Origin of the sequence: Kitasatospora sp. CB01950, assembly GCF_001905465.1 — a bacterium.
Classification (GTDB): Bacteria; Actinomycetota; Actinomycetes; order Streptomycetales; family Streptomycetaceae; genus Kitasatospora.
In genome coordinates this window covers 469,728-486,917 of sequence record NZ_LISX01000004.1, presented here as the reverse complement: position 1 = coordinate 486,917, position 17,190 = coordinate 469,728, and the positions used below count along the sequence as shown (strand labels likewise).

The window sequence follows — 17,190 nt, the reverse complement described above, 5'->3', positions numbered from 1 at the left end:
ACGCCCCTTACTGGGCCAGCTCGTTGAGCTCGCGTTGCATGTTGGCGCGCGCCTGGGCGTCGTAGCGGTCGTGGGCCTCGGGGGTGCGGTAGAGGGCGGGGAGGGCGAGGAGGTGGTGGAGGATCGCGGTGCGGCCCTCGCGGAAGGCGTCCGGGGGGACGAAGGAGTATTCGTCGCGGACGGCGGCGGTGTAGGCCGCGTAGCGGTCGGGGGGCGAGCCGAGGACGGCGAGGTCGGCGTCGCAGAGGACTTCGCCGTTGCGGTCGCCGGGCGCGGGGTGGTGGGTGGCGGTGAGGCGGACCAGGCGGGCGACCTCGTGGACCACGGGTTCGGGGAGGCCCGCCTCGCGGAGGGCGCGGCAGGCGAGGGCGGCGCTGCGTTCCTCGTTCTCGGAGCGGTCGGGCCGGTAGACGGCGTCGTGGAACCAGGCGGCCAGCCGGACCGCGTCGGGATCGTCGGCGTGGTCGGCGAGTTCGTCGATCCGGTCGAGGACGGCCCGCAGGTGGTCGGTGGTGTGGTAGCGGCGCTGCGGTTCGGCCCAGCGGGCAAGCAGGTCGCGGGCGTAGGGCACCGGGTCGACGGTGGCGCCGCAGCGGGTGAGCAGGGCGTGCCAGCGCTCGGACAGCGATGCGGTCATGACGGTCATTCTGCTCCCCGCCGTCGTCGTGGTGGCGTGGTCCGTCCGCGGATGTGACCCAGGCTATATGTAGTTCACCGACTTATGCCGCAGACTTGAGTAGTCGTCGCGCGAAGGCTATACATACTCGGTATGCAAGATGTTCCGCTGTTCCGAGGGGGATCCATGACCGGATCGAGCGCGCAGGCCGTGCTGCGCCTGGAAGGTGTCGGCCGGGTGCACGGCCGGGGCGAGGCCGAGGTGCACGCCCTGCACCCGATCGACCTGGAGGTGCGGGCCGGGGAGTTCCTGGCCGTGATGGGGCCGTCCGGCTCCGGGAAGTCCACGCTGCTGGCGCTGGCCGGCGGCCTGGACCGCCCGTCGGTCGGCCGGGTGCTGGTCGAGGGCACCCCGCTGGAGGGGCTGAGCCGGGCCAAGCTGGCCGATGTGCGGCGTCGCTCGGTCGGCTACGTGTTCCAGTCGTACAACCTGATCCCGGCGCTGACGGCGGCGGAGAACATCGCGCTGCCAAGGGAGTTGGACGGTGTCTCGGCCCGCACCGCGCGGGCGGAGGCGCTCGCCGCGCTGGAGGAGCTGGGGATCGCCCAGCTCGCCGACCGGTTCCCGGAGGACATGTCCGGCGGCCAGCAGCAGCGGGTCGCGATCGGCCGGGCGCTGGCGGGCGAGCGGCGGCTGGTGCTGGCCGACGAGCCGACCGGCGCGCTCGACTCGGCCACCGGCGAGGCCGTCCTGCAGGTGCTGCGTTCGCGGTGCGACGCCGGCGCCGCCGCGGTGATGGTCACCCACGACCCCGCGCACGCGGCGTGGGCGGACCGGGTGGTGTTCCTCCGGGACGGCCGGTTCCTCCGTGAGGCGGCGCAGCGCGCCGGGGCCGAGCGATGAGCGCCTGGCGGGCGGTGCTGCGGATGGCGCGCCGCGACGCCCTGCGGGCCAAGGGCCGCAGCGCACTGGTGGTCGCGATGATCGCGCTGCCGGTGCTCGGCGCGACCGGCGTGGACGTGGTGCACCGCAGCGGACAGCTCACCGCCGCCGAGCGCTCCGACCGGCTGATGGGCCGGGCGGACGCGCTGATCGGCGCCTACGACCCGGGCCGCAGCATCGAGCAGTCGGTGTTCCCGGCCGACGGCGTCCGCACCCTGCCGCAGCGCCAGGACAGCCTGACGCCCGAGCAGAAGCGCGGCGCGAGCACCGAACCGGTCGCGCTGCTCGGCGAGTTGCTCCCGCAGGGCAGCACCCTGACGCCGGCCCGCACCGGCCCGGTCGCGGCCGTGCAGACCCACGACGGCCTGGCCCCCGTCGACACCTTCGAGGCCGACCTGAGCGGCGACCTCTGGAAGGGCCGCCTGAACCTGGTCTCCGGCCGCGCCCCCGCCGCCGGCCACGAGGCCGCCGCCACCAAGGCGTTCCTCGCCGACACCGGCCTGCGGATCGGCGACACCGTCACCGTTCGCGGCCTGGAGTCCACCCCGTTCACGCTGACCGGCACCGTGGAGCACCCCGACGACCTGAACAAGTCCGAACTGGTCGCCCGCCCCGGCGAGTTGTACCAGCAGCTGGACGCCGCCCAGGTCACCGCCGGGCTCGCCCCGCAGAGCCCGAGCGCCGAGCAGGCCGCCGCCAAGAAGGACGCCTGGCTGGTCCAGCTGCCCGCCGGCGCGCAGCTCGGCTGGGACAAGGTCCGCGAACTCAACCGCCACGGCTACACCCTGGCCGGCCGTCAGGTCGCCGCTCACCCGCCGGCCGACGCGCCGGCCGTGGCGGAGGCCATCGGCAGCGAGGACGCCCGTGAGCGCAGGATGATGACGGTCGCCACCACCGCCGCGATGGCGCTGTTGGAGGTCGCCCTGCTGGCCGGCCCGGCCTTCGCGGTCGGCGCCCGGCGGGCCCGCCGCCAACTCGCCCTGCTCGGCGCGGCCGGCGGCCGCCCCGGACACGTCCGGGCCGTGGTGCTCGGCGGCGGCCTGGTGCTCGGCGCGGCCGGCGCGGCCCTCGGCGCAGTGCTGGGCGCCGGTCTGGTCGCCGTGCTGCGCACCCGGATCGAGGAGTGGGGCGGCAGCCGGTTCGGCGGGTTCACCCTGCGTCCGACCGACCTGCTGGCGATTGCCGCCGTCGGCACCGTCACCGCCCTGCTGGCGGCCCTGCTGCCCGCGCTGCAGGCCGGGCGCCGCGAGGTGCTGGACGGCCTGACCGACCGCGACCCGGTGCGCCGCTCCGCCCGCTGGACGCCGGTGCTCGGCGTGGTGATCGTGCTGGCCGGCGTCGGCCTCGCGCTGTACGGCGCGGTGGTCACCCCGACCGGCGCGATGCCGGTGCTGGCCGGCCTCACCACCCGCACCCTGTCGGTGCTGGGCGGCGCGATGCTCGCCGAACTCGGCCTGCTGCTGTTCACCCCGGCGCTGCTGGTCCTGCTCGGCCGGCTCGCCCGCCTGCTGCCGGTCGGCCCGCGGCTCGCGCTGCGCGACACCGCCCGGCACCGCTCCCGCACCGGCCCCGCCGTCGCCGCGGTGCTCGCCGCCGTCGCCGGAGCCGTCGCGGTCGGCGTGCACACCGCCGGCGCCGAGGCCCAGGACCGCGCCTCCTACCGGCTGGAGCAGCCCGTCGGCGCCGTCAGGCTCACCCTGCACGGCGACGCCGACACCATGCCCCAGCTGCGCACCGCCATCGTCCAGGACATCCCGGACCTCGGGGAGCGCGCCGACCTGTACGAGGCGCAGTACGTGTTCTGCGAGGGCTGCCTGGACGTGGTGTACGCGGAGGGCGGGCCGCGCTACGGCCAGACCGACGCCAAGCCGGTCGTGGTCGGCGACGCCGCGGCGCTGCACAACCTGCTGGCGCTGCGCGACCGTGACGCCGAGGCCGCGCTGCTCGCCGGGAAGGCCGTGGTCACCGACCCGTCCTACCTGCACGACGGCAAGGCCGTGCTGCGGATGCGGGGCGTCAACATGGAGCCCAAGCAGGTCGCCGTCGACGCTGTCCTGGTCGCCCGCCCCGGAGCGCAGCGCTACGCGCCGGTGGTGATCGCGCCCGACACGATCCGCGGGCTCGGCCTGAAGGTCGAGCCGACCGGGGCGATCTGGCTGCCCGGCACCCCGGTCGCCGACAAGGCCGAGCAGCGGGCCGCCGCCACCGTCGCCCGGCTCGCCCCGCGCTCCGAGTTCGGGGTGGAACGCGGCTTCCGGGCCAAGGACAGCGTGGTGCAGGTCGCGCTCAGCGGCTTCGCCGCCCTGGTGGTGCTCGGCGCGGCCGTGGTCTCCACCGCGCTGGCCGCCGCCGACGCCCGCCGCGAACGCGCCCTGCTGTCCGCGATCGGCGCCCGGCCCCGTACCCGGCGCACCGTCGCCGGCCTCCAGGCCGGACTGATCGCGCTGCTCGGCGGCCTGCTCGGCACCGTCGGCGGCTTCGTCCCCGCGTACGCCCTGCTGCGCTCCCGGGTGTCCGGGATGATGGGCGCGCCCGCCGTGCTCAACCCCGCCGACGTCCCGTGGACCACCATCGCGCTGCTCGCCCTGGTGCTGCCGGTGCTGGCCGGCGTGCTCGGCGCGCTGCGCCGGGACGACCCCGCAGGATGGCGCGGATAGGCAGGTCGGCGATATATGTAGTCGTATGACTGAACGCGCCATGCAGGAACCCACCCTGCTGCTGCTCACCGCCCTCGCGGACGCCCCCCGGCACGGATACGCGCTGATCCAGGAGGTCGACGCGATCTCCGGGGGGCGGGTGAGGCTCCGCACCGGAACCCTGTACGGCGCACTCGACCGGCTGCTCCAGCAGGGCCTGATCGAGGTCGCCGCCGAGGAGATCGTGGACGGCCGGGCCCGCCGCACCTACGCCCTCACCGACACCGGCCGGGGCATCCTGGCCACCGAGGCCGAACGGCTGCGCACCGTCGCCGCCGAGGCGCAGCGCCGCCTCGGCGGCGCCGTCCGCCCCCGGGGAGCGACCGCATGAGCATGGCCCTGCGCACCGCCCTCGCGCTCTACCCCGCCCACTACCGCCGCGACCGGGGCGCCGAACTCGCCGAGGTGTTCGCCGACACCACCGCCGGCTCCGGCCGCCTCGCCACCGCCCGCGAAGCCCTCGACCTCGCCGCGTACGGCCTGCGGCTGCGCACCGGCCTGACCGAGACCGCGCTGGTCGGCCGGCTGCTGGCCGCCGCGGCCCCCCTGCTGGTCGGCGCCCTGCTCGGCCTCGCCGTCCTGCCCGGCGTCGGCGACTGGCGGGAGTACAGGATCACTCGCGCCGCCCGCTCCGGGACCGACCTGCCGTGGCCCCAACTGGTCGAGAACATCGCCGTCCTGGGCCTCGCCGTCATTCCGCTGCTGCTGGTCGCCGCCGCCGCGCTCGGCGCCTGGCGGGCCGTCCGACTCCTGGGCACCGTGGTGGCGCTGCTCGGCGCCGTCCGGATCGGGTACGCCGCGCTGAGCCTGCCGGCCAGCGGGGTGTGGAGCGGCTGGTTCTTCGCCTACGAGACCACCGCCCTGGTGCCCTACCTGCTGGGCGGTCTGATGCTGGCCGTCGCCCCGACCCGCCCGGCCGATTCGCACGGCCGAACAGACCGGCTGCTGATCCTGGCCGGTGCGGCAGCCGGCTTCGCGGTCACCCGCGCCCAGGGCGGCTACGACACCCGCAACCTGATGGACGGCTGGTGGCCGATCGCGCTGCTGCTGATCCCGCTGCTGCTGGTGCTGTTCGCCGCCCGCGACCGGCTGCTGCCCGCCGCGCTCGGCCTCGCCCTGCTGCCGCTGACCGCGGGCTTCAGCCTGTTCTCGCTCTGGGAGCAGCTCGGCGGCGTGTGGCGGGCCGCGCCCTACGCGTTCGGCACCGCGGCGGGGCTGCTGCTGGCGTACCGGCTGCTCGGATCCGTCCGTCCGACGCGGCGTCAGATCGCCTCCCCGTTGGGCTGAACGGGAGCGGATCGGGCGAACGGGACACCAGCGGGGAGCGAACGGAGGAGGATGCGGGGCCGAACGGTCGATGGGGGTCGCTCGGGGCGGGTCGATGTGGCAGGCTATCGGATATGTCTAGACCAATGTTCGAAGTGATCGCGCTGACCCCCCAGGACGCCAGGGCCGCCGAGTCGGGCGGCGCGGACCGCCTCGAACTGGTCACCGACATGGCCGCCGACGGGCTCACCCCCACCGTCCGGGACTTCGCCGCGATCCGCGCCGCCGTCTCGCTGCCGCTGCGGGTCATGCTCCGCATCCGCGACGGCTTCACCCCCGGCGACCTCGACGTGCTGCTGGCCCGCACCGCGGCGCTCCGCGCCGAGGGGGCGGAGGAGTTCGTCTTCGGATTCCTCACCCCCGACGGCGCGGTCGACCTGGAAGCGACCCGCGCGGTCGCCGACGCCGTCTCCGGCTGCCGCTGGACGTTCCACCGGGCCATCGACCACAGCGTCGACCGCTCCGAGGTCCGCGCCGCCGTCACCGACCTGCCCGGGCTCGACACCTTCCTCACCTCCGGCGCGGCGACCGGCGTGGACGCCGGGCGGGAGGTCCTCCTCGGCGAACTCGCCAAGTCCGGCGAGCCCGGCTACCGCCAGCAGATCCTGGTCGGCGGCGGCCTCCGCGCCGAACACGTCCCCGAACTGCGGGCGGCGGGCCTCGACGCGTTCCACATCGGCGGGGCGGCGCGCACCGGCGGCTGGGCGGGGGCGGTCGACGCGGGCAAGGTCGCAGAATGGCGAACTCTGATCGGAGGGTGAGCAACTGGGGGCGCGGGGAACTGCGCGAAGGGGAACGCACCACGTCCGCAAGATCGCGATGCAGGGCAATGACCTGCACGTGATCGCGACCTTGCGGACGTGACCTGCGCTTGTCGCGCAGTTCCCCGCGCCCCTGGTGGTGCTCGCTAGCTCAGCTCTTCCGGCAGCGGGTCCGTGTGGAGCACCGTCAGCCCCGAGACCGCGCGGGTCAGGGAGACGTAGAGGCGGCGCAGGCCGGTGCGGTGGTCGGGTTCGCCGGCGATGATCGCGGTGGGTTCGTCGAGGACGACGTAGTCGTATTCGAGGCCCTTGGCGAGGGAGGCCGGGACGAGGGTGAGCCGGGCGTCGGCGGTGGTCTCGGTGCCGGGCTCCAGGCAGGGCAGCCCCGCGGCTTCGAGCGCCGCGGCGAGCTCGGGGATGCGGGCGTCGGCGGCGATCAGGCCGACCGAGCCCTCGTGGCGGAGCGCGTCGCGGCAGGCGGCGAGGACGGCTTCGTCCCGCCCGGAGGGCACGTGGCGGATGCTGAGCGAGCCGGGCGCGTCGCGGACGGAGGTCGCGGGGGCGAGCCCGGGTGCGATCGCCGGGAGGAGGCGGGAGGCGTAGGCGATGACCTCGCCGGGGACGCGGAAGCCCTGGGTGAGTTCCTCGATGTGCGCGCCGTCCTTGCCGAGGTGGTGCAGGGCCTCCTGCCAACTGCCGGTCGCCCACGGGGTGGTGCCCTGGGCGAGGTCGCCGAGGACGGTCGCGGAGCCGGTGGTGCAGCGGCGGCCGACGGCGCGGTACTGCATGGGAGAGAGGTCCTGGGCCTCGTCGACGACCACGTGGCCGAGCGACGGGGTGCGGTGGACCAGGTCGGCGGTCTCGTCGATCAGGACGGCGTCGGCGGCAGACCACGGCGCGGTGCGGGCGGAGCGCGCCGTGGTCCACCGGATCGTGGCCTGTTCCTCGGACGACAGGATGCCGTCCGCGGCGGCGGCCAGGAACGCGGCGTCGGTGAGCAGGCGGTGCACCAGCTTGGCCGGGTCGACGGCCGGCCAGCTGGCCTTGACGACAGCCTTGACGGAGGTGTTGCGGGCGACCGCGTCCTGCACCCGGTCGTCGGGGGCCTCGCCGCCGTGTTCCATCTTGACCAGAATGGCGTGCGCGATCCGCTGCGGGAGGGCCTCGGCGGCAGCGCCGTAGCGGATGTCGCGGTCCATCAACTCGCGGACGATCTCTTCCAGTTCGTACGCCGGGACGCGCCATCGGCGGGAGCCGCGGACCACCATGCAGGGCTCGGTCGGCACGGTGATCCCGGCCCGGACGGCGTTGCGCAGCACCCGGGCCATCCGGGCGTCGCCCTTGATCCGGGCGGCGTCGGCGGTGTCGGCGCCGCGCACCTCGACGTGGCCGACGAGTTCCTGCACGGTGGCCTGCGCGACATCCAACTCGCCGAGGGCGGGCAGGACTTGCTCGATGTACTGGAGGAAGGACCGGTTCGGTCCGACCACCAGGGTGCCGGTGCGGGCCAGCCGCTCGCGGTGCGCGTACAGCAGGTAGGCGACACGGTGCAGGCCGACAGCGGTCTTCCCGGTGCCGGGGGCGCCCTGGACGCAGACGGTGCCGGTGATGTCGGCGCGGACGATCTCGTCCTGCTCGGGCTGGATGGTGGCGACGATGTCGCGCATCGGGCCGACGCGGGGCTTCTCGATCTCGGCGGCGAGGAGCGCGGAGCGCGTGTCGCTCTCGTCCGGATCGGACAGGTTCTCGTCCTCGTAGGCCGTCAACTCGCCGCCGGTGTAACCGAATCGGCGGCGCTTGGCGACGTCCATCGGGTCCGTGCGGCTGGCCCGGTAGAACGGCTGGGAGACCGGCGCGCGCCAGTCGATCACCATCGGGTCGCCGCCGGCGTCGTGGACGTGCCGGCGGCCGATGTAGAACTGCTCGCCGCCGCTGCCCTCCGACTCGGCCTCGCTGATCGCGTGCAGGTAGTCCAGCCGGCCGAAGAACAGCGGGGTGTGCGCGAGGTCGGCGAGCGCCTTGATCCGTTCGTCGATCTGCTTCTGCAGCACCAGCGCGGACACCCAGGTGCCGGTGACGTCACGCAGGTCGAGCGCCTCGACGTCCTCCCGCATCGCCTTCAGCGCGGCCCGGGAGGCGGCCAGGTGGGAGCGTTCGCGGCCCAGCGGATCGGTGTCGGCGGCGAACGTGTCGGTAGGGGTGGGGGAGTGCACGGCGGACCTTCCCGGCCGCCCGGCATCCAGGGGCGGCGGACTCGTCTTGGCTCACGGTGAAGGGACACCGGCCGGTTTCCGAGCGGCCGGCACCCTCCCACGGCTGCCGACGCGGCACCACGTTTCGGGAGGGGCAGACGGACGATCCTAGACCCGCCGCCGCCGAGGGGCGAATCCTTTCCCCCGGGCCTCCCCTGGGGGATCACCCCCCTGGGCGGAGTAGGGGTCGCTACGCCTGCGGGACGACCGGCCGCCCGCCAGGTACGGCCTTTCGGCTGATGCCCGCCGCGGGGGCGCGAACCTACCGTGGAGACATGACGACCGCACCCATGAACCCGCAGTTCAACGGCTCCCACAGCGCCTCGGAGCGCCGCCGGAACCCCCTCGCCAACGCCGTCCGCAACGTCGGCATCGTCCTCGACACCGCCGCGCGCGTCCTCTTCCTCGGGCGCGACGGCGTCAAGATGTAGCCCCTCGCCTACAGGTCGTCGGCGTCGACGATCCGGTACGCGTAACCCTGCTCGGCCAGGAAGCGCTGCCGGTGCGCCGCGAAGTCCTGGTCCACGGTGTCCCGGGCGACCACCGAGTAGAAGTGCGCCGCGTGCCCGTCCGCCTTCGGCCGCAGCACCCGGCCCAGCCGCTGCGCCTCCTCCTGACGGGAGCCGAACGTGCCCGACACCTGGATGGCCACCGTGGCCTCCGGCAGGTCGATCGAGAAGTTCGCGACCTTCGAGACCACCAGCACGCCGATCTCCTTCGAGCGGAACGCGTCGAACAGCTTCTCGCGCTGCGCGTTCGACGTCTCGCCCTTGATCACCGGGGCGCCCAGCGCCTCGCCCAACTCGTCCAGCTGGTCGATGTACTGGCCGATGACCAGCGTCTGGTCGCCCTTGTGCTTCTCCACCAGCCGCTCCACCACCCGGCGCTTGGTCGCCGTGGTCGAACAGAACCGGTACTTCTCCTCCGGCTCGGCGGTCGCGTACGTCAGCCGCTCCGAGTCGGAGAGCGTCACCCGGACCTCGCAGCAGTCGGCGGGCGCGATGTAGCCCTGCGCCTCGATCTCCTTCCACGGGGCGTCGAACCGCTTCGGGCCGATCAGCGAGAACACGTCGCCCTCCCGGCCGTCCTCGCGCACCAGCGTCGCCGTCAGGCCCAGCCGGCGGCGGGCCTGCAGGTCGGCGGTGAACTTGAACACCGGCGCCGGCAGCAGGTGCACCTCGTCGTAGACCACCAGGCCCCAGTTGCGGGCGTCGAACAGCTCCAGGTGCGGGTACACGCCCTTCCGCTTGGTGGTCATCACCTGGTAGGTGGCGATGGTCACCGGGCGGATCTCCTTGCGGGTGCCGCTGTACTCGCCGATCTCGTCCTCGGTCAGCGAGGTCCGCTTGATCAGCTCGTGCTTCCACTGCCGGGCCGAGACCGTGTTGGTCACCAGGATCAGCGTGGTCGCCTTGGCCTCCGCCATCGCCGCCGCGCCCACCAGCGTCTTGCCCGCGCCGCACGGCAGCACCACGACGCCGGAGCCGCCGTGCCAGAAGCCGTCCACCGCGTGCCGCTGGTACGGGCGCAGCTCCCAGCCGTTCTCCTCCAGGTCGATCGGGTGCGACTCGCCGTCCACGTACCCGGCGTGGTCCTCGGCCGGCCAGCCCAGCTTCAGCAGCATCTGCTTGATCTGCCCGCGCTCCGACGGGTGCACCACCACCGTGTCCGGGTCCACCCGGGCCCCGACCAGCGGCGCGATCTTCTTCGACCGCAGCACCTCCTCCAGCACCGGCCGGTCCGTGGTGGACAGCACCAGCCCGTGCACCGGGTGCTTCTGCAGCTGCAGTCGCCCGTACCGCGCCATGGTGTCCGCGACGTCCACCAGCAGCGCGTGCGGCACCGGGTACCGCGAGTACGTCACCAGGGCGTCCACCACCTGCTCGGCGTCGTGCCCCGCAGCCCGCGCGTTCCACAGCCCCAGCGGTGTCACCCGGTACGTGTGGATGTGCTCCGGCGCGCGCTCCAACTCCGCGAACGGCGCGATCACCCGCCGGCACTCCGCCGCCTGCGGATGGTCGATCTCCAACAGCAGCGTCTTGTCGCTCTGCACGATCAAGCAGGACACGCATACCTCCACGGTTAGGATCGCCGAGTGACCGACGCCACAACTGCCGCTGTCCGGGCCATGCCCCGTGCCCGTCGCCCGAAGGGCGTTCCGGCCGGCACCACCGGATTGCGCGCAGCCATCTATGTTCGCCTATCGCGCGAGACAGAGGAAACGACGTCTCCCGAGCGGCAGCGCGCCGCCTGTGAAGCGCTCTGCCAGGCCCGGGGGTGGACCGTCGTCGCCGTCGAAGAGGACATCGACGTCTCGGGCTTTTCGCGCGGGCTTGAACGGCCCGGCCTCCAGCGGGTTCTGTCGAGGCTAACCGAATTGGACGTCGTCGTATTCTTCAAGATCGACCGGCTTGCCCGCTCCACCGTGGACTTCGCCGAGATCATGCGGATCACGGAGGCGGCGGACGTCGCGCTGGCGTCGGCGACAGAACCACTGGACCTGACCACCTCCATGGGCCGCGCCATGGCGAAGGTGATCGCGGTCTTTGCCGAGTTGGAGTCCGACACCATCGGCATGCGTGTCTCCAGCGCCCACGAACACCTGCGGCGGGAGGGCCGGTATACGGGCGGGCGCGTCCCGTACGGCTACCGCGTGGCCCCCAACCCGGACGGTCCGGGGAAGGTGCTGGAGGTCAACCCGGAGGAGGCCAGGACCGTTCACGGGATCGTGGAGCGCATCCTCGCCAAGGACTCTCTGATGACCGTCGCAGCCGACCTGAGCAAGGCCGGAATCCCGTCGCCCGGCCACACCTCCCGGCAGACCACCGGCAAGCGCAGCGACTCGAAGAAGTGGTACACGACCACGCTGCGGAGCCTGCTCACCAACCCGCAGTTGCTCGGCCAGGTGATCGAGGACGGTAAGCCCATTCTGCGGACGGACGGCCTGCCACTGGTCAACCGGACGCCGATCCTGGACATGGACACTTGGCAGGCCCTCCAGGACGAACTGGAGCGCCGCAGCAACCCCGGCGACCGGCGGCGCGAAGGCACGTCACTGCTCCGGGGCATCGTCCACTGCGCGCTGTGCGGTTTCCGGATGTACACCTACGTGGCGGGCGGACGGCTCCGGTACCGGTGCATCGGCCGGTTGAAGAAGCGACAGGGCGGGGAGCAGATCGACTGCTATGGCGTGAGCATCGCCGGGGAGTCGATGGAGAACCACGTGGAGGCCCGCTTCCTGGAGTCCTTCGGCAAGCTGCCCGTGGTGCGCATGGTCGAGCAGGCCGGAGAGGACTTCCGCCCACAGATCAGGCAGGCGCGGGAAGCACTGTCCAACTTGGAGAAGGACCGGTACGACCGGGGGCTGTTCAAGGGCGACGACGGCGCGGACCGTTATGCCGCGCAGTACGCCAAGCTCGAAGAACGCGTCGCCTCGCTGAAGGAGAAGCAGCGCACCGCCAGGCCCGCCGGGGTGGTGGAGGTGCCCACCGGGCAGACGTTCCGTCAGCATTGGAAGGCGGCGGACACGGCGGGCAAGCGGGACCTGCTGCTACACGCGGGCGCGTTCGTGGAGGTCTCGCCCGCGACGAAGAGCGGCCCCGCTTTCGACGCCTCACGGCTGGCGGTCCGGTTCGGCGGGGACGGGCAGATCCGGCGGGCTGACACGGAGGGCAAGGACGTGGAGGCCGTGATCCGGCGGGTGGGGGCGGAGGAGATGGCGGGCGGCGCGGGCTTGTAGCCGGTGCAGTAGTCAGCCGAGCCCCGTCCGACCTGTCCAGGGTCGGGCGGGGCCTCTTCGTTCGCGCAGGTGCCGTTGGCTCGGCCGGCATCGCAAGGCGGACCGTCGCCTATCGGCGGTGAGTGCTGTTGTGTTGTTTTTGATCGAAATTCCAAATGACCATAGAAACCTATAGCTAAAACGAGAGTCGGCTGCGAGGTGCCATTCCAGCATGCGGGGCAGCTCCGGACGCTGGAGGCTCCGTGCTCCGGTTGCGCCGCTTCGCCGTGTCAGGCCGGTCCGGCCATCGTATGACGGAGGGTCACCACGTTCGCCCCTCTCAGAAACGATGGTTTGTGAGACGGCAGCCGAGTAGGCCGCAGAAGGGACCCACTGGCGTTCAAAACCCGTCTCAAAACCCATGAGTAACCCTTGATGTTATGAGACGAGTTATGAGACGGTTGGGTCATGGCGAAGAACCCGGGACACCTGATCGGCTACGCGCGAGTCTCCACCGACGACCAGGAGGCGCAGCTCCAGCGCGATGCACTCGCCGAAGCGGGCTGCTCCCGGATCTTCACGGACAAGGCGTCGGGCAAGAACACCGACCGTCCGGAGCTTGCCGCCGTCCTGGACTACTTGCGCCCGGGTGACACCCTGTGCGTGTGGAAGCTGGACCGCTTCGCTCGGTCTCTGATCGACCTGGTGACCATGGTGGACGCGCTGTCGGCCCGGGGTATCGGGTTCAAGGTGCTGACGGGTGCGCTGGCGAGCATCGATCCGAACACGCCCGACGGCCGTCTGATGCTCCAAGTGGTCGGCGCGATGGCGGAGTTCGAGCGCAGCTTGATCAAGGACCGGACGCGGGCCGGCCTGGAGGCCGCCAAGGCGCAGGGGCGCACCGGTGGGCGGCCCAACGTCATGGACGCGGACAAGCTCGCTGCGGCCCGCGCCCGCAAGGCGAACGGCGAGAGTGTCACAGCCATCGCCAAGGCGCTCGGGGTGAGCCGTGCGACGCTGTACCGCAATCTCGGCCAGTAGCCGGGCAAGCGCCAACGCCCCAGAGCCGTCCACCTATTGCAGGCGGGCGGCTCTTCGCCATGTCTGCACGGGGGCGCTGCGGAAGTTCGGCGTTCTGCCGCCCCGCGATCCCGGCCCCAGCTCGCTGTACGCGCCCTGGGTGTGACCCCGTTTTTTGTCGGGCCAGTCATGGGCAGCTCTCGCGGTAGGTCGCCCACAGCTCTCCGGTGCCATCGGATGAACCGTCGTGCCCGTAATGGTCGGACTCATCCAGGACGCGAAGCACTTCAAGGTGCAAGTCATCAGCGAGGGGCACCACGCGGAAGCTGAGTTGTACGCCGCCCGCCACCTGCGACACACGCACCTGCTCACCCGTCAGGGCAACGAACTGGGCAGCCGCATCCCAGGCCCGACTCAGCGCATCCGTCACCGCGTCGGAGCCGTACGTTTCGGCGGGGCGAGTTCGCCCAGCGTGGTGATGCTCTCCCGTCCATCCCGCAGTCGTCGGACAAAGACGCCGCAGGCATGTACCGCCATCACCCGCACCGGCTGCTCGGAGCGCTGGTCGTAGGCCGCTCCACCTTCCTGGGGCTCCCACTGCTCAGGAGTGCTCATCCGCCCACCTCGCAGCATCTCCGAAGAACGGGAACACCATCGGTTCGCCGTCGGGCCGAGTGACGAGACTGTCGGCATCGGCGCAGTCGGCCAAGCCCCAGAGATCTGTCAGCAGTGCGCCAGGTTCTGCCGGCGCGGGCACCACTCTGTAGCGCTGATGGGGCGTTGTGGGCATGGGCTGCTCCTCCGTCCGATCGGTCCACGGCCCACACTTGCGCGCCCTCTTGGGCGAATTCGGCATGTAGGTAAGACAGTTGGACTGTCGTGGCAGTAGGTTCGGAAAAGGCCCAAACGTCCCTGGGAGAAGTCTTGAACGCCGCCTTACGATCGGCTATGTCTGCCGCAGGCCTCTCGCCGCGTCAGTTGGCGGGCCGGGTGGGAGTGTCAGGCAAGACCGTTGAGCGGTGGTTGTCCGACGGCCGGCTGATCCCCCACGCCCGCAACCGCGAGGATGCCGCCAAGGTGCTGGGAGTTGATTCAACGATGCTGTGGCCGAAGGTAGTTCGGGACGCACTCAAGATCGGCCCGGATCGGGAGATCATCCGGAGCTACCCGTACCGGTCCGCCTGTCCGTCCACCGTGTGGGGGGACCTGATCAAGAACGCTCGGACGGATCTCCTCTTCGCGGGCTACACCAACTACTTCCTGTGGCTGGAACAGCCCAACCTGGTCGAGAGCCTGCGTCGAAAGGCGGAGGCCGGTTGCCGAGTCCGGTTCCTTCTGGGCGATCCGGACGGGGAAGTCACGCGGCAACGGGAGGCGATCGAGGACGTGGCCCTGACTGTCTCCACCCGCATCCGGATCACCCTGGAGAACCTGGCAAAGCTGCGTGACGTGACGGGCGTGGAGGCCCGCCACAGCGCCGCTGACGACGCCACCAACCATGTCGGCCTGTCCGTGTTCCGGTTCGACTCCCAGGCGCTCGTGACGCCCCACCTGGCCCGTGTCGTCGGCCATGACTCGCCGATGATGCACCTGCGCCGTCAGCAGGAGGACGGGATGTTCGACCGGTTCGCGGCCCATGCAGAGGAACTGTGGGATCGTGGCCGTCCCTGCTGAACTCCGTTGGGACGCATGGCAGGGGACGACACATCACTAGTATGTGAATCAGACTTGATCGCTTGCACGATCAGCGGTCCGTTCACGCCTGTGCATCCCCTTCCGCGCGGGCCAAACCTCCAGTGTGCCGCATCGCGCGACCTGCGCCGTCAGCCGAGGAAGAAGTTGTGGCCGACGTCCGGGGGGATGACCTCCTGGTACGGGGTGGAGCCGGGGCCGGGGAGGTGGGTGCCGGGGACGGGGGTGGGGCCGGTGCGGTGGAGGAGGGTGACGCCGTCCTGGTCGAACAGCTCGGTGTAGCCGTGGGCGAGCAGGAAGGCGCGGTAGGCGGCCTGGTCCGGGTCCTTCTGGAACGGGAAGGCGCGCTGGGTGTAGCGGAGGAGCACGTAGTCCTGGCCGCGCGGGGTGCCGTCGGCCAGCATCACCCGGGTGCGGTTGGTGAGGCGTGGTGCGACCTGGTTGTCGGCCTCCACGGTCGCGCCGTCCGGGATCAGCTCCGCCGCCCGGGCCAGCGCCGCCGTCGGGGCCTTCGGCTGCCACTCGTACGGGAGCGCCAGGTGGTAGAGGCCGAGCGCGCCGGACGCGGCCAGCGACAGGACCGCGGCGGTGGCGCCCAGACGGCGGACCTGCCGGAGATGGCCGCGGGACCACAGCACCCCCAGCGTCTCGATCGCGGCGGTCACCAGGATCGGCCACAGGAACGCGTCGTAGTGCCGGGCGATCGACCAGTGGTTCGGATTGTCGGACAGGATCCGCTCCGCGAGCAGCGGCAGCGCGACGAGCGAGGTGGCCGAGCGGAACGGCAGGGCAGCCGTGGTGAGCAGCAGCCAGCCCAGCAGCATCGGCTTCAGCGGGCTGGAGAACGCCGACTCCACCAGCAGCCACGGATTGCCGAGGACGTGCCGCAGCGCCTCGCCGCCGTCCGCCCCCAACTGCCCGTAGTTCCAGTAGTAACCGGGCTCGCCGCCCATCGCCGGTATCGCGTAGGCGATCTCCACCGCGCTCGCCAGTGGCCCGCCCACCAGCAGCGACCAGCCGAGGACCTTCGCCCACCGGTCGCCGTCGCCGCGCCCGCGCCACAGCAGCACCGCGCCGAACGCGCCCACCGCCAGGCCGAGATCCTCCTTGGTCGCGCACAGCAGCACCGCCGCGACGGCCACCCCGACCCAGCGCCGTGCCCCCGCCCGTTCGAACAGCAGCAGCAACAGCGGGACGGCGAACCCCACCTCGTGGAACCCGCCGCGCGAGGAGATCAGCAGCGGCCAGCCCAGCCCGTACACCAGCGCCGCGACGTCCAGCACCCGGGTGCGGACCCGCGCATCCGCCCCCGCGAACGCCCGGCTCGCGATCCGGCGCACCAGCGGCACGCCCGCCGCGAACAGCGCCGCCTGCCCGACCAGCAGCATCCGCGGGTCGTCCCACACCCAGTACAGCGGGGCGAGCAGCGCCAGCACCGGCGAGAAGTGGTCGCCCAGCAGCGAGAAGCCCGGTGGGAACTCGTGGTGCACGCTCTTCAACGTCGACACCGGCAGCCCGAAATGCGCGTAGCCGCGCACGCCCTGGTCGAAGATCCCCAGGTCGAAACCGCCCAGCTGGAGCGACGTCCACTGCTGGATACCCAGCGCCAGACAGACCGCGAAGCTCAGCACGGTGAACAGGACGGTCCGGCGTCGACGGGCCGGACGGGCCCCGGCCGCGCGGCCGGTCGCCACCCGGACGAGACGGGTCTGCAGAGCGGGGGAAGTGGTCACGGTTCCGGTCCTGTCGGGGGCCGACGAAGGCCCGGTTCCGGCCGGCCGCCACGCAGTCTAACCGTCGCCCATGTCCCCGGGTGCGGATCGTCGAACGTGACCCCGGGGCGGCCGGATCGTTGGGCAGGCCATGACGATGCGCAACCGAATCCTGGCCGGCCTCGCGCTCTCCGGCGCCGCCCTCGCCACCACCCTCGGAGCGGCCCCCGCGAACGCCGCGACCGCCACCCCGGCCCTCGACCAGGTCGCCGACGTCGGCCAGCCCGGCGGCCTCCTCGGCACCCTCGCCTTCACCGGCACCGGCCTGCTCACCGGCGTCGAGCCGAAGATGCCGGACACCCACGCGATCATGGAAGAGGCGAAGCAGCAGAAGGCGGACGAAGAAGCGAAGAAGCAGCACGCCGGCAAGTAGCGGGAGTGGGTGCGAGAACGGG

Annotated in this window: 15 protein-coding genes; 10 read left to right on the top strand and 5 right to left on the bottom strand. The window is 72.2% G+C overall.

Translation table 11 applies throughout. The features are described from left to right. Positions 1 to 7: 7 nt before the first annotated feature. Entirely contained in the window at positions 8 to 637 is a 630-nt protein-coding gene (locus tag AMK19_RS14135; protein WP_083646811.1) for an HD domain-containing protein, read from the bottom strand. Positions 638 to 802: 165 nt separating this feature from the next. Between AMK19_RS14135 and AMK19_RS14130 the strand changes: the two genes are divergently transcribed. From AMK19_RS14130 to AMK19_RS14110, 5 genes are all read left to right on the top strand, one after another. Beyond that, positions 803 to 1,519, top strand: a complete 717-nt coding sequence (locus AMK19_RS14130; protein ID WP_073811561.1) for an ABC transporter ATP-binding protein — start codon at positions 803 to 805, stop codon at positions 1,517 to 1,519. Beyond that, complete coding sequence (locus AMK19_RS14125) at positions 1,516 to 4,215, top strand: FtsX-like permease family protein (RefSeq protein ID WP_073811560.1); 2,700 nt, start codon at positions 1,516 to 1,518, stop codon at positions 4,213 to 4,215. The genes AMK19_RS14130 and AMK19_RS14125 overlap by 4 nt, the downstream gene beginning before the upstream one ends. Before the next feature lie 25 nt (positions 4,216 to 4,240). After that, positions 4,241 to 4,585, top strand: a complete 345-nt coding sequence (locus AMK19_RS14120) for a PadR family transcriptional regulator (RefSeq protein WP_073811559.1) — start codon at positions 4,241 to 4,243, stop codon at positions 4,583 to 4,585. After that, entirely contained in the window at positions 4,582 to 5,541 is a 960-nt protein-coding gene (locus AMK19_RS14115; protein ID WP_143200201.1) for a hypothetical protein, read from the top strand. Before AMK19_RS14120 ends, AMK19_RS14115 begins: the two co-directional genes overlap by 4 nt. A gap of 113 nt (positions 5,542 to 5,654) precedes the next feature. Next, on the top strand, positions 5,655 to 6,341 hold the full coding sequence (locus AMK19_RS14110; protein ID WP_073811556.1) for a copper homeostasis protein CutC: 687 nt from the start codon (positions 5,655 to 5,657) through the stop codon (positions 6,339 to 6,341). Positions 6,342 to 6,487: 146 nt separating this feature from the next. Here the strand turns inward: AMK19_RS14110 and AMK19_RS14105 are convergent, their stop codons facing one another. After that, positions 6,488 to 8,554 (bottom strand): HelD family protein, encoded by a 2,067-nt coding sequence (locus AMK19_RS14105; RefSeq protein WP_073811554.1) that lies wholly within the window; start codon positions 8,552 to 8,554, stop codon positions 6,488 to 6,490. 314 nt (positions 8,555 to 8,868) lie between these two features. Here AMK19_RS14105 and AMK19_RS35980 point away from each other — a divergent pair, with 314 nt between their 5' ends. After that, positions 8,869 to 9,024, top strand: a complete 156-nt coding sequence (locus tag AMK19_RS35980; protein ID WP_158071907.1) for a hypothetical protein — start codon at positions 8,869 to 8,871, stop codon at positions 9,022 to 9,024. A gap of 8 nt (positions 9,025 to 9,032) precedes the next feature. Here AMK19_RS35980 and AMK19_RS14100 read toward each other — a convergent pair whose 3' ends face one another. After that, entirely contained in the window at positions 9,033 to 10,661 is a 1,629-nt protein-coding gene (locus tag AMK19_RS14100) for a DNA repair helicase XPB (RefSeq protein ID WP_073811553.1), read from the bottom strand. Between the two features lie 27 nt (positions 10,662 to 10,688). Here AMK19_RS14100 and AMK19_RS14095 point away from each other — a divergent pair, with 27 nt between their 5' ends. Continuing rightward, complete coding sequence (locus AMK19_RS14095; RefSeq protein ID WP_073811551.1) at positions 10,689 to 12,332, top strand: recombinase family protein; 1,644 nt, start codon at positions 10,689 to 10,691, stop codon at positions 12,330 to 12,332. A 447-nt stretch (positions 12,333 to 12,779) separates the two neighbouring features. After that, positions 12,780 to 13,352 (top strand): recombinase family protein, encoded by a 573-nt coding sequence (locus AMK19_RS14090; RefSeq protein WP_073811549.1) that lies wholly within the window; start codon positions 12,780 to 12,782, stop codon positions 13,350 to 13,352. 166 nt (positions 13,353 to 13,518) lie between these two features. On the opposite strand, the gene AMK19_RS14085 is transcribed toward AMK19_RS14090, so the two are convergent. Next, positions 13,519 to 13,761: a hypothetical protein gene (locus tag AMK19_RS14085; protein ID WP_073811547.1), complete on the bottom strand. Its 243-nt coding sequence runs from the start codon at positions 13,759 to 13,761 to the stop codon at positions 13,519 to 13,521. A gap of 518 nt (positions 13,762 to 14,279) precedes the next feature. Here AMK19_RS14085 and AMK19_RS14080 point away from each other — a divergent pair. Next, positions 14,280 to 15,005 carry a helix-turn-helix domain-containing protein gene (locus AMK19_RS14080; RefSeq protein WP_073811545.1) on the top strand — a complete coding sequence of 242 codons (726 nt, stop codon included), beginning with the start codon at positions 14,280 to 14,282 and terminating at the stop codon, positions 15,003 to 15,005. A gap of 149 nt (positions 15,006 to 15,154) precedes the next feature. On the opposite strand, the gene AMK19_RS14075 is transcribed toward AMK19_RS14080, so the two are convergent. Continuing rightward, positions 15,155 to 16,756 carry a DUF2079 domain-containing protein gene (locus tag AMK19_RS14075; protein ID WP_143200200.1) on the bottom strand — a complete coding sequence of 534 codons (1,602 nt, stop codon included), beginning with the start codon at positions 16,754 to 16,756 and terminating at the stop codon, positions 15,155 to 15,157. A 136-nt stretch (positions 16,757 to 16,892) separates the two neighbouring features. Here AMK19_RS14075 and AMK19_RS14070 point away from each other — a divergent pair, with 136 nt between their 5' ends. After that, positions 16,893 to 17,168: a hypothetical protein gene (locus tag AMK19_RS14070; RefSeq protein ID WP_143200199.1), complete on the top strand. Its 276-nt coding sequence runs from the start codon at positions 16,893 to 16,895 to the stop codon at positions 17,166 to 17,168. Positions 17,169 to 17,190: the final 22 nt, after the last annotated feature.